The following is a 14,395-nucleotide window of genomic DNA, read 5'->3' on the forward strand; positions in this document are numbered from 1 at the left end:
GGAATTTTTTTAAGCCAAACACGATATTTTAAAGCCAACCAATGCGGTTGCGCTCCTTGCCCTATATAGAATAGGGCAAGTCTACATCAGATAAATACGGTTATCCAACAAGTAGGTTGTTAGTTTCCGTACCAAAGCCAAGCGGCACCACGAACACCAGAAGAGCAGCCATACAAGTTAGCCACCACAGGCGTGCGGCATTCACCGCCAAGCACATATTGATTAAGCTTTTCAGGCAATAACGGGTAGATCTCTTCCACGTTAGACATTCCGCCGCCCAAAACAATTGCATCTGGGTCGAGTACATTGATCACATGGGCCAAGGCTCGTGCTAACCGGTCGATATAACGCTCAAAACTGCTAATAGCTCGTTCATCACCCTGTGCATACAATGCCATAATTTCGTTGCCGGTTTTAACATTGCCACCGTGCAGATTATGGTCGCGTACAAAACCAGTACCCGAAATAAAAGTTTCTATGCAGTCTTTATTTCCGCAAAAACACTCTGTGCTATTAAACTCATCAGCCGTCATCCACGGCATGGGATTATGACCCCACTCGCCGCCGATACCATTGCCACCACCATGTACTTTGCCATTAATTGACAAGCCAGCTCCACAGCCAGTCCCGATAATCACTCCAAACACCACGCTTTTACCAGCTGCGGCGCCATCAACTGCTTCTGACACGGCAAAGCAGTTTGCATCATTAGCAACACGAACCTCTCTATCTAATCGTGCACCTAAATCTTTATCTAATGGGTGACCATTGATCCAAGTCGAGTTGGCATTTTTAACTAAGCCAGTAAATGGTGATATCACACCTGGTATACCAATTCCGACACTGCCCTGCTGCCCGAGTGTTGTCTCGGCTTCATTGACCAGTTGCGTAAGGGCATCGAGTGTTTGCTGGTACTCTCTGGGCGTAGGAACGCGTTTACGAAAAATCTCTTTACCTTGATCATCAATAGCCACTAACTCTATCTTTGTGCCACCAAGATCTATCCCCATCCGCATCATGTTCTACTCCAAATCACCATTAGTTACACCATACTCAATTTGTTTTTGCCATTGATCTATTATATTTAGCGACTAACACCGTCGCTTTTGCAATGGCTTATTTTGTCGCAACTCGTCTACTTAGCCATTGACGATTTACAAAATGTTCACACTCCAATAGCCGATACTATGTCAGTTATGGCCATTATAAAAGCGCTGCACCCTCTACTGCATTCGTATTCAGTCCTGCTTTGATATTCAATCTTTACCCGCAGTCATTATCGCAATGCGGCACAACTCGCGCAGCATGACTATCAAACACGGGCCCATTCTCAGCGATGTAAGTTACAGCGCGATGATGAGCCACTTTCATCCAATCTGCCCTTTGTTGCTAGGCTAGCCAACTTTAACTTAGCTAACCTAGCCACTCACTCTGCAGCACCAAAATCACTGGCAGCTGATAGTCGCCTGCTCAGCACCACCTGGAAGGATTGCAATATTCGCCACACCAATAGAGAGCTGGCCTTTAGACGATAACTCAAGCGGTTTGCTCACTCTGCTAAAGTCGACACCTTTATCGGCAAAACATTGTAAGTCTACTGTCAGTGTTGACCACTGCTCTGCAGGCAAAGCTTGTAGGGTTTTAACAATATCGATACTAGTGCGACATTCAGGCTCACAATCCATAGTCAACAATACGCTATCAGCATTAAGCTGGCGCTTATCAATATCGAAACTCAATACCCCTTTGGCTTCACTGTATGCCCTTAAATCACGCGGGAAACTACCAAAGATGGCAAAACCACCTTCTGCACTACCATTTAGGGTAAACAAACGTGCATCTTCTTGAACGTTTTTATCGATAGTACGGGTATACACCACGTCATTTTCCACAATGGTATCTTGCAAGCGAGTTGTCCCTTTACCACTGCCAATCGACATCATCCAAGGAGTCACCACACCGCGGTCAAACAAGGCTAGTGCTTGCAATGCTTCTACATCACGTTCGACCACTTCGGATAAATCAGCGGCAATATTGACGTTATCTGCGGCACTTAAACCATAACCGTAGGCAAACAGCGGCGCATAATCAGCATCAAAGCGGTTGACTGCGGTTTGGTCTGCCCGAATAGGCCAAGAGAACGATAAGCGACCACTAAAGTCATGTTGAACTGCGCCCTCACTGTCACGGAATAACACTTGCGCTACGCCATCCCCTTCTGAGCCCGGTAACCAAGCAGCGACAAAAGCATCCGATGCATTTAGCTCAGCATTCACCCACATTGGGCGACCGCTGATAAATACTGACACAACTGGAATTCCCTGGGCTTGTAATCGTTTTAGCAAGGCAAGATCACGCTTATCACCTCGTTGGTATTCAAGATCATCCCGATCACCATGGCCTTCTGCATAGGGCTCTTCACCAAAGACCACAATGGCCACATCCGGGCGCTGCTCAAAACTGCCATCTTCACTGAGGCTTACACTGCCGCCGGCTTGGGTAACTTGCTGCTTAATGCCCTGGTAAATTGAACTTCCTCCTGGAAAATCGCTATTTTCGTTATTAGTCCCCTGCCATGTGATTGTCCAGCCACCTGACTGTTTACCAATATTATCAGCGGCATCACCGGCTACTAGCACATGCTGCTTAGCGGCGAGCGGCAATAACTGGTTGTTATTTTTCAATAGTACCAGTGACTCTCTCACCGCTTGTCTGGCAACATCACGATGGGCTTTTGCACCAATAAGCGCTGTTTTGCCTGATAGTTGACGCTGTGCTGGGCTTGGTTTATCAAATAATCCCGCACGTAACTTAACTCGCAAAATACGCGAGACGGCATCATCAATGCGGGCCATAGGGATCTCACCTGAACGCGCTTGGGCTAGCGTATTATCATATAAAGGCTTCCATGCACCTGTTGGCACCATGAACACGTCCAATCCGGCGTTAATTGATTCTGGGCAAGATTCATTGGTACAGCCTTTTACTTGGCCATGGCCGTTCCAATCTCCTACCACAAAACCATCAAAACCCATTCTATCTTTAAGCACATCGGTTAACAGATACGGGTTGCCGTGGTTCTTAATACCATGCCAACTATTAAATGATGCCATGACAGTTTGAGCACCCGCTCTCAAGCCTCCCACATAGCCCTGGGCATGAATATCAATCATCTGCTGCTCAGTCGCGAGATTCTCACCCTGATCAACACCTTTTACTGTCCCGCCATCCCCTAAGAAGTGCTTCACAGTGGCGATAACTTGCTCGTTGCCCAAAAAGTCTTGGTCAACACGGCCTTGCAGACCACTAACAATCGATCGAGAATATTCTCTTACTATTTCAGGATCTTCAGAGTAACCTTCGTAAGTCCGCCCCCAGCGATCATCGCGGACCACCGCGACTGTTGGTGCAAATACCCAGTCAATGCCGGTCACCATCACTTCTGTCGCCGTAATGCTGGCTATCTGCTCTATGAGTTGCGGGTTATTTGCAGCGCCTAAGCCAATATTATGTGGGAATAATGTCGCACCGATAACATTGTTATGACCATGAACCGCATCCGTGCCCCACATGGTTGGAATGCTCGAACCATCAAGGCTGCTGTCTATTGACGCTTGGTACATGGATTCAGCTAGGGCTATCCAGTCTTGTGGCGTTGCGTGTTTATCGTTATTTGGAAAAGCGCCACCACCATTAAGGTACGAACCGAAACCGTATTTACGCATGTCTTCTACGGTGATATCGCGGATCTCCGGCTGGATCATCTGGGCAATTTTCTGCTCTAAAGTCATCTCAGCTAACAATGACTTTATTTGCTCTTCAGTGCTGTTATCGGTTTTGACTTCACTGTCAATCACCGGCCAACGGCTAAGCTGCCTATCTGTTGCGGCGCTGAGCGACGCTTTCTGTTGCGCTGGTTTCTCTGCCGCCACAGATGCGGGAGTAGTGGTTGCAGCTTGTTCGGCACAACCCGCTAACCCAGCCCCGGCAATCACCATGGCTAATGACTTTTTAATCAACGCGCTATTTGTCAAAAACATGACTTTGTTCCTCATGACGTTAGGTCCCTATTTAGCAGCATCTTGCAAAAGTTTGTGGCCCGATAAGCCATAAAATACGATATAAGCGAAACAGACAAGTGGTACGATAAATGACAATTGGATGCCTAAACTGTCTGCCATAACCCCCTGAACAACTGGAAGAATTGCTCCACCTACAATGGCTAAACAAAGTATGCCTGAACCTTGGCTGGTATGCTTACCTAAACCATTTAATGCTAAAGTGAAAATAGTTGGGAACATGATTGAATTACACAATCCCACTAATGTGATGGCCCACAAGGCTGTCATGCCACTGGCAAAAATAGCCACTAGCAACAATACCATTGCCACCACACCATTAAATGTCAGTACCACACTCGCAGGCAATTTCTGCATAATCAGTGCACCAATAAAGCGACCAATCATGGCGCCGCCCCAAAAATAGGTGACATATTTGGCAGCTTGGTGTTCCGTCAATCCGGCAATGTCACCCTGCGCTGCAAAGTTTATGATTAAGCTGCCGATACCCACCTCTGCGCCGACATAAACAAATATCGCCAGTGCCCCCAATACTAGGTGGCGGTATTGCCAAGCCGACCCGCCATCGACTTGCTCCGTTGGCGAAACCGCTGCTGTTTGCATTGCAGGTTTAGGTAATTTAAGTAGCGAGAAAATCACCGCCATTAATATCAATGTCCCTGCCAGGATGAGATAAGGCGTTTGTACCGCGGTAGCTTGTACTTTTGTTTGCTCTGCAGCCGGCATTAAGGTATCTGCCGCCACTGACAATATTAACCAGCCTCCTAAAATTGGAGCTACGGTAGCACCAAGTGAATTAAACGCTTGGGTCATAGTTAATCGAGAAGATGCGGTGTTGGCACTTCCTAATATACTCACGTATGGGTTTGCCGATACTTGTAAAATGGTGATACCCGCAGCCAACACAAATAAAGCCGTTAAAAAAGCGCCATAAGAGCCTGTCGTTGCCACTGGATAGAATGCTAGCGCCCCAACACTCGCCACTAACAGGCCAACCACAATGCCGCGCTGAAAGCCCACGCGAGCCACTAACGCCCCGGCAGGCACCGACACTAAGAAGTAAGCCCCAAAAAAACAGAACTGAATTAACATTGCCTGGGTATAGCTCAATTCAAACATACCTTTAAGGTACGGAATCAAGATATCGTTAAGACTCGTTATCAATCCCCAAATAAAAAATAACGATGTAAGACACACCAAAGGAAAAGCATAACTTTGCCCTTGCTGCGTACTATTCTCCTGCACTGCTGTTTCAGCCTGCGGTGTGATAGCCATAATATTCCCCAGTAAACTCAGTTATTTACTTTCAAAATAAATCATCAGTCCAGTGTTAACTTTATGTTGCGCCGCTCAAGTGGTAAAAATGAATACCGCCCTGAAATGCACGTTTATAAACAGGTTGACCTTTAATAATGAAAGCTCTATTGTTATGTAAGCGCTTTCATTTATAACACAGTAATAACAATTTTCAAGCCATTTTCGATAGTATTTGTAAGCGCTTTCATTGATTAGGATTTGATAAATAGGTAGTACTGAGGTGCGGCCGCTAGCTAGAGTTGACCATCGGCATAGCGAAGTTCACTTACAGGATTCAGAGATTAATCGCACCACATGTAATGGAACGATGAGAAAAATGATGACCAAGATGACAATTACGCTACCAGAGCATTCCGTGATGCGCTCAGCTGATTTTACCTACGGAGTAGCCACAGCTGCTTTTCAAATTGAAGGTGGCGCCAATGAGCGTATCAACAATATTTGGGACACTTTTTGCGCCAAGCAAGGAACCATCGCTGACGGCTCTAATGGTGACATTGCCTGTGATCATTTTCACTTATGGCAACAGGATGTTGAGTTAATCGCCTCTTTGGGTGTCGATGCCTATCGCTTCTCTGTCTCTTGGGGCCGAGTGCTCAATCAAGACGGTAGCGTAAACCAAGCTGGGATGAATTTTTACATTCAGTTACTAGATAAACTCAATCAGCTGAATATTAAACCCTATGTGACGTTATACCATTGGGACCTACCCCAACATATTGAAGACAATGGTGGCTGGCAGAATCGTCAAACCGCCTACTTATTCCAAGATTATGCCGCTAAGGTGGCACAAGCATTTGGCGACCGTGTTCATTCATATGCCACACTTAACGAGCCATTTTGTAGCGCCTATTTAGGCTACGAAGAAGGCATACATGCGCCAGGAATACAAAGTCAGCAAGCCGGTAGAGCAGCCGCGCACCATTTACTGCTAGCCCATGGTCTTGCTATGCTAGTGTTACAGCAATACGCCCCCGATAGCCTTAATGGTATTGTACTTAACTTCACTCCAGCCTACTCGCTAACCGATTCGGCCGCCGATAAAGCCGCCACCCAGTATGCTGAGGATTATCACAACCAGTGGTACATCAAACCTTTGTTTGACCGCTGCTACCCGAGCATCATCGACAGCCTACCTGATGCCGTAAAACCACCGATTGAAGCCGGTGATATGGATATTATTGCCCAGCCATTGGATTTTCTAGGCATCAACTTTTACACCCGCGCGGTTTACCGAGCTGATGATAAGCATATCTTCGAGCAGGTAATGGACTTAGACGTACCACGTACCGATATTGGCTGGGAAATTTATCCCCAAGCGATGACAGAGCTGTTATGTTCTTTAAATGAACGTTACAACTTGCCTCCCATCTATATTACAGAAAATGGCGCATCGATTGATGATGAGATTGAAGCCGGTATTGTCGATGATGTACGCCGCGTTAATTATTATCACCAACACCTTAATGCCGTACATCAGGCTTGTGAGCAAGGGGTCAACGTTCAAGGCTACTTTGCTTGGAGCTTAATGGATAACTTTGAATGGGCGGAAGGGTATTTAAAAAGGTTTGGTATTGTCTATGTTGATTATGCCACCCAAAAACGCACAATAAAGTCCAGCGGTTTAGCTTATAAACAGTTAATTACTCAGCGATAAATATACTCCACACAATAATAACAATGGATAACGAATGAGTACTCTACCTTTTCATGAGAAAGTCGGTTATGCCATGGGAGATGCCGCCGCCAATCTAGTTTGGCGTGGCGCCTTAGCCTACTTAGCGGTATTTTATACCGATACCTTCGGCCTCAGCGCCGCAGCAGCGGCCATGCTGTTTTTGGTGGTGCGGCTATCTGATGGGGTAACCGACATTATCATGGGCATGGTAGCGGATAGAACCGACAGCAAATGGGGCAAGTTTAGACCATGGATCCTATGGTCAACACCATTTTTAGCGCTATTTATGGTGCTGTGCTTCACCACGCCAGCATTATCAGACTCAGGCAAGTTAGTGTACGCCTATGTCACATACATTGGTCTGACACTGGCTTATACGGTGAACAACGTCCCCTACTCTGCGCTTATGGGGGTGATGACGCCAGACGATAAGGAACGCACTAGCCTGTCTGGTTTTCGCTTTGCGGGCGCTTTTGCCGGTGGCTTACTCGTTATGGGGTTCTTACCTCAACTGGTGGCATACTTTGGCCAAGGCGATGATGCAATGGGCTATCAATACACCATGTATTTGTTTGCGGCTTTGTTAGCGGTATTGATGTTAGTCACTTTCTTTTCAACTAAAGAACGTATCACGCCAGCCGTCAACTCCAACGCCAGTCTAGGCAGCGAAATTGGCGATCTATTGAAAAACTTGCCGTTTATTATCTTACCCCTATTGGCAATGACACTATTTTTCTATTATCGCAACGGTTATTCAGCGCTGTTTTTTGTCATTGTATTTGTTGGCATGGGGCTATTGATTAAGCGATTGTTGAAACAACCCTCGACCAATATCAGTGGTACTCAGCAAGATATGATAGACCTACTCACCAATAAGCCATGGCTAATTTTGCTGGGTATTGGTTTTCTTACCATGATGTTCAATGGCATTAAATATGGTGTTATCGCATACTATTTTAAGTACCAAGTTGGTGATGAACTGATGGCGGGGAAATATTTCATTGCGCTATTGATCGTCTCCATTTTGGGCGCACTGTCTACCAGTTACTTCTCACAGCGCTTTGATAAGCGTAAATTATTCATTGTGACTCTGTTAGCCAGTGCAGTGCTAACCGCAGCTTTTTATTGGGTATCTGCCGACAACATCGCCTTGGTGTTTGCCTTTGGGTGCGCAGCGGAATTCTTTGCAGCCATGATGCCAACACTGTTCTTCTCCATGCTAGGCGACTCAGCTGACTATTCAGAGTGGAAAAATGGTCGCCGAGCAACTGGACTGATTTATTCAGCCGGCACTTTCGTACAAAAAACCGGTGGCGGCTTCGCTGGCGCCTTGGTACTAGTAGTATTAGCCAGTTACGGCTATGACGGCATGCGACCTGAAACGATTGCCGCTTCCCTGCCCGGAATGCAACTGCTGATGAGCTGGATACCGGCGGCATTTGCTTTTGCCGCCGCGCTACTCATGTGTTTTTATCCATTAACCAGTGCGCGCAATGAAGACATTACCCTGACATTGATCAAGCGCCGTAATGAGCCCAGCATGGCATAGTTAGTTTGCTTTTCATTAAGACTATTTAGGTGTTGTAAATGATTTCAGTTAAAGAAAAAATTGCCTATGGTTTAGGTGATACCGCCAGTAACATCATTTTCCAAACCGTGATGATGTTCCTGCTTATTTACTACACTGATGTAGTCGGCTTGGCACCAGAAGCTGTTGGTACCATGTTTCTTATTGTGCGTATCTTTGATGCCGTCACTGACCCTATCATGGGTAATATTGCTGACCGTACACGCAGTAAATGGGGACAATTTAGACCCTTTTTGCTGTGGTTAGCGCTGCCATTTGGATTAATAAGTGTCCTTGCCTTTACCACGCCTGATCTCGCTGACGATCAAAAGCTCATCTATGCTTTTGTCACCTATACCCTATTGATGCTGGTGTACACAGCAATCAATATTCCCTATTGCGCCCTCGGCGGAGCACTCACAGCTAACCCGAAAGAACGTGTCTCCGTGCAATCATATCGTTTTGTATTGGCCATGTTAGGCGGTGTGTTTGTGGCTTCATGCACTATGCCTTTAGTAGAATGGTTTGGTAGTGGTGACAAAGCCAAAGGTTATCAGCTAACCATGGCGGCGATGAGCGTCGTCGGAGTGTTATTTTTCTTAGTTTGCTTCGCCGGAACCAAAGAGCGAGTTCGGGTACCCAGTGAACATAAGCACAACTTCATCGATGGCCTCAAACTATTATGGCAAAATGATCAAGCTAGGCTGCTGTGCCTTGCCGGGCTGTTTTTGCTGACCGGACAGGTATTAAAAATCACCCTCGCGGTTTATTACGTCAAATACATCTTAGTTCGCGAAGATCTCATCACCCCTTTCATGACCATAGGCATGGTGGGCAGTATGCTAGGCTGTGCTTTCTCGCAAACCTTAGCTAAGTATGTGTGCAAGATTAAGGCTTACATTAGTTTGCAATTACTTGCAGTGGCTGTCTGCGCTTTGGCCATCTTCATTGCCCCTGATCAAACCCTGCTAGCCTGCGCGGCCTTTTTCATCTGGAAGTTTTTGCTCGACATGGCTACGCCGCTATTATGGGCAATGATGGCTGACACCATTGACTATGGTGAGTGGAAAATAGGTATACGACTTTCTGGCATGGTATATTCTACTGTGATATTTTTCATCAAGTTAGGTATCGCACTAGGTGGTGCCCTCGCGGGCTGGGCATTAGCCTATTATGGCTACCAAGCCGATACCACGCAAACGGCTGAAACACAGCAAGGGATATTATATTCCTTTACCCTGTTTCCAGCGTTAGGGTCACTAATTGCTGCATTAATCATGACACGCTACACCCTAACGAGCAGTAAGATAGAACAAATTCATTTAGCATTTAATGCCAAAAGTAGCTAATTAGCACTAAAAAGTAGCTGCAAGAAAAGGAAGCATATGGCAACGATTTACGACGTGTCAGTATTAGCAGGCGTTTCATTAGCAACCGTCTCACGAGTCATGAATAAGAACGCCAAAGTGAGCGAGAAAACCGAGAAAAAAGTGCTCGACGCTATGGCACAGCTTGGCTACCGCCCCAACGCCATTGCCCAATCACTGGCTTCTAATTGTTCAAATAGTGTTGGAGTATTGGTCTCTGAGCTCAGAGGTCACTTCTATGGTTCAATGATGAGCGGTATCGAAGCCGAATTTCGTATTGCCCACAAACACGTCATTATTGCTGCCGGTCACAGTGAAGAACAACTCGAAAAAGAAGGCATTGAATTCTTAATTAGCCGCCGTTGTGATGCGCTCATATTGCACGTTGAAGCGGTATCCGATGAATATTTAATTGAGTTGTGCAAAGGCTCAATACCCGTGATATTGATTAACCGCTATATTGAACAAATAGAAGATCGCTGTGTCCACCTCAATAATGAACTCGGTGGGTATATCGCCACCAAAGCGGTTATTGACCAAGGCCACCGTGATATTGCATATATCGCTGGGCCCTATTGGAAAGAGGATGCCCAAAACCGATTGCATGGCCATAAACGCGCATTAGCAGAACATGGCTTAACATTTCATGAGCAACTGGTATTTGAAGGCGATTACCGCGAAGAAAGCGGCGCCAAAGGGTTTCGCGCCCTGCATGATACTAACTTACCCTTTAGCGCCCTTGTTTGTGCCAACGATGAAATGGCATCCGGCGCCATGGATGCAGTCCGGGGTAAAGGTTTGTCGATGCCAAACGATATGTCCGTAATGGGCTTTGATAATAATGTGTTGGCTAACTATATGTTCCCTAAATTGTCATCGGTTGATTATCCAATCGCAGAAATGGGTCATATGGCGGCTAAAATGGTCCTTAAACAGTGTTATCAATCACCGCAAACCAACCTTAACAACATATTCGACCCAAAACTTGTACTGCGGGACTCGATTAGTCTGCGTTAACCCTCCGCACCAATAATTCTTGTTGGCGAACAACATCCTGGTTGTGTGAATCACGACCAGGAATTGACACATAATTACAATACAATTCTATCAATTTTATTTACCACCCGAAATCACACCAAAATCAATACTAACAAATACTTAATGCAAAGTGCACGCTAAAACCCCGCAGCAAATGTTACATTAAAGTGATATTTTTGTTGACCAAACAAACGATTTAATCTAGCTTTGTGTAAGCGCTTACAATTTTTAAAAATTATAAGACCTCATTTTTTTAGCGGTACTTGTAAGCGCTTACATAGAAAACGATGAAAACGAGAGTTTCACTATTTCCCGGGGAGAGATGGAAATGCAGCAAACACTGTTTAAAAGAACAAGGATAGCCACTAGCTTGTCACTCGCATTGAGTGCAACCGTGCTAAACCCTGTCTACGCTGAAGAACAAAATGAAGAAATTGAAGTTATCGCAGTTAAAGGTATTCGCGGTAGTCTAATCAAGTCAATGGATCTTAAACGCAGCTCAGACGGTATCGTCGATGCGATTAACGCCGAAGATATCGGTAAATTCCCTGACAGTAACCTAGCAGAATCTTTACAACGTATTACCGGTGTGTCTATCGACCGCCAAAATGGTGAAGGTAGTCGCGTCTCGGTACGTGGTTTTGGTGCAGATCAAAACTTGGTGATGCTCAATGGACGTCAAATGCCAGTTACTACTGGTTCACGTTCATTTGATTTTGCCAATATCGCGTCAGAAGCGATTAGTGCAGTAGAAGTACAGAAAACCAGCCAAGCTAAAAACTCAACCGGCGGTATCGGTGCAACAATTGATGTACTCACGCACCGTCCACTAAGCTCACCGGGTCTTAAAGCGACATTCGGTGCCAAAGCTGTTGATGACACATCAACTGACAAAGGCTCTGTAACACCTGAGCTATCAGGTCTCTATTCAAACACGTTTGCTGATGACAAATTTGGTATTTCACTGTCTGCCAGCTACCAGAAGCGTGAAAGCGGTAACCAGCAAGCGCAGGTCGGTACCGGCTGGCGTAGCTACCCAGGTATTGTTGACCAAGATTGGAGCGGTAATAACGCTGAATGGGGCGGTGTACCAAAAGATGACAACCAGATTAACCGTGCTGGTGAAGATGATATTTACAGTGTGCCACAAACGACGATTTATCGTTTTGAAGAGCAGCAACGCGAACGTATTAACGGCCAACTAGTACTGCAATATCAGCCTACTGATTCAATTCGCGCTACCCTTGATTACACGATGATGCAAAATGATATTGATACTCAGCATCAAGATGTATCAGCCTGGTTCAACTTTGTACCTACTCAAGAAAGTACATGGTCTGATGGCCCAGTTTCATCACCTTTGGTTTATTCAGAAACCTACCCTGACGGCGGTGCAGATTTATCAATGGCTGCGGGTATGTCAGGTACACGTGACCAATCAGGATCATTGGGTTTCAACATTGAATGGGACGTAACAGACCGTTTAGCATTAGAACTTGATTATCATGACTCTTACGCTGAGCGTACGCCCAATAGCCCACATGGTAGCGCTGCTAACTTAAGTACCGCAGCCTTTATCCGTACGAGCGCTGCAACAGACTTTACTGGTGAGATTCCAGTCCTCGCTGTTGGTGGTGGTAATGCAGTAAGACCAGAAGATATGCGTGTTACCGGTTCTGTGTTTGGTAACTCAGAGAACCGCTCTGAGATAGATCAACTGCAAATTAATGGTGTATTTGATTTAGAAGACGCTGGTAGCATTGATTTTGGTTTAGCACTAACCAATGTTAATAATCACTCTAAATCAGTGAACGTACAACGTAATGACTGGGGTGGTGTTGGCCAAGCCGGCGATTTAGACCCAGCTTGGTTCCCTGCTGATACCATTCACGATAAGCTTGATGGTTCAAAAGGTGACTTTTCTGATTACCAAGGTAGCGCTTCGACAGATCCGCTAAATACTATCTTCTTCTGGGACTTTGAAGCGGTTCGTGCTCGTGCGGCTGAGCTTTATACTTCAGGCGAAGTGGGTGATTGTGGTAACGCATTCTGCCCATCAACCGATTACGGTCGTGACACCGATAGATTTACTCAAGAAGAATCAGTATCGGCTTACGCCCAATACAACTATGAAGGTGAAATTGGCGACATGCCATTTGACGTTCATGTTGGCGTTCGTTATGAGCAAACAGATGTCGAATCAACCTCAATTGTATCCGGTTACGATACCGCAACTTGGATAGCTGAAACTGAAGTGGCATTATCGAGTACAGTCTCTGACAACCGAGTTTATCAGACTCAGAAAGGCGACTACGATTACTTCCTACCTAATGTTAACTTTAATATGGAAGTGGTTGATGACTTTTATGTCCGTGCCGCCTTTAGCCAGACAATTGGTCGCCCAGACTATACTTCGATTCAAGGTGGTACCACTGTTGGTACACTAGCGAACCGTGGTGGTGGTAGCGGTACCAGTGGTAACCCAAGCTTATTACCACTTGAATCGACCAACTATGACCTCTCTACCGAGTGGTACTATGACGATGCCAGTTATGTTTCTGTCGGTTACTTCCGCAAAGATGTGAAAAACTTCATTGATAGCGGCAAGGTCAACTCGAATATTTATAATATTGCCGACCCAACCAATGGTGCTTATGCACAAGCCGCAGTCAATGCCGGTATTGTGGGAGACCAAGAGCAACGTCAATGGATTTATGATAACTACGCGTCATCAGATCCAGATCATGTGTTCTTAGATGATAACGGTAATATTCAGATTGTTGGCCAAGCGGGCGATCCAGATCTTAACTTTATCCTTGACCAACCGTCTAATAGCTCTGACAGCTCAGTGATTGATGGTTGGGAATTCGCTGTTCAGCATTTCTTCGGTGAATCAGGCTTTGGTATTCAAGCTAACTACACGTTGGTTAATGCCGGTGACAGCTATGATAATGCGAACTTAGGCCGCCCTGCTTCGGATAGCCGTCCTGCAGATGCTGAACAAAACGTATTAACTAATATCAGTGACACCGCCAATGCCATCTTGATCTATGAGAACTATGGATTCCAAGCTCGTCTTGCTTATAACTGGCGTGATGAGTTCCTAAATTCAACGGGTCAAGGTACAGGTGCTAACCCACAATATACCGAAGCATACTCGCAAGTTGACTTCAACGTTAGCTACGATATCGCTGCTGTTGAAGGCTTAACGGTATTCTTTGAAGGGTTAAACATCACCGATGAGAAAACACGTGTTCACGGCCGCTCAACCACTGAAGTACTTAACTATACGCAGACTGGTGCGCGTTATAGCTTAGGTGCACGATACACCTTTTAACTAAAAAACACT

Annotated in this window: 8 protein-coding genes; 5 read left to right on the plus strand and 3 right to left on the minus strand. The window is 45.7% G+C overall.

The annotated features are described in order from the left end of the window. Positions 1–119 precede the first annotated feature (119 nt). The 3 genes from mak to FLM48_RS13645 form a co-directional block, all read right to left on the minus strand. A complete protein-coding gene (mak, locus tag FLM48_RS13635; protein ID WP_179024992.1) occupies positions 120–1,019 on the minus strand; it encodes a fructokinase in 900 nt (299 codons plus the stop codon). Between the two features lie 426 nt (positions 1,020–1,445). Next, a complete protein-coding gene (locus FLM48_RS13640) occupies positions 1,446–3,998 on the minus strand; it encodes an exo 1,3/1,4-beta-D-glucan glucohydrolase (protein WP_179026375.1) in 2,553 nt (850 codons plus the stop codon). Positions 3,999–4,067: 69 nt separating this feature from the next. Next, entirely contained in the window at positions 4,068–5,354 is a 1,287-nt protein-coding gene (locus tag FLM48_RS13645) for a sugar MFS transporter (protein WP_028771809.1), read from the minus strand. A 370-nt stretch (positions 5,355–5,724) separates the two neighbouring features. Between FLM48_RS13645 and FLM48_RS13650 the strand changes: the two genes are divergently transcribed. The 5 genes from FLM48_RS13650 (at position 5,725) to FLM48_RS13670 (ending at position 14,383) form a co-directional block, all read left to right on the plus strand. After that, positions 5,725–7,053: a GH1 family beta-glucosidase gene (locus tag FLM48_RS13650; protein ID WP_179024993.1), complete on the plus strand. Its 1,329-nt coding sequence runs from the start codon at positions 5,725–5,727 to the stop codon at positions 7,051–7,053. Positions 7,054–7,087: 34 nt separating this feature from the next. After that, complete coding sequence (locus tag FLM48_RS13655; RefSeq protein WP_028771807.1) at positions 7,088–8,623, plus strand: MFS transporter; 1,536 nt, start codon at positions 7,088–7,090, stop codon at positions 8,621–8,623. A gap of 38 nt (positions 8,624–8,661) precedes the next feature. Next, entirely contained in the window at positions 8,662–9,990 is a 1,329-nt protein-coding gene (locus FLM48_RS13660) for a glycoside-pentoside-hexuronide (GPH):cation symporter (RefSeq protein ID WP_179024994.1), read from the plus strand. Positions 9,991–10,026: 36 nt separating this feature from the next. Continuing rightward, complete coding sequence (locus tag FLM48_RS13665; protein ID WP_179024995.1) at positions 10,027–11,025, plus strand: LacI family DNA-binding transcriptional regulator; 999 nt, start codon at positions 10,027–10,029, stop codon at positions 11,023–11,025. 349 nt (positions 11,026–11,374) lie between these two features. Then, positions 11,375–14,383, plus strand: a complete 3,009-nt coding sequence (locus tag FLM48_RS13670) for a TonB-dependent receptor (RefSeq protein WP_179024996.1) — start codon at positions 11,375–11,377, stop codon at positions 14,381–14,383. The last annotated feature ends 12 nt before the right edge of the window (positions 14,384–14,395 follow it).

The sequence above is a fragment of the Shewanella sp. Scap07 genome, from assembly GCF_013394145.1.
GTDB lineage: Bacteria > Pseudomonadota > Gammaproteobacteria > Enterobacterales > Shewanellaceae > Shewanella > Shewanella waksmanii.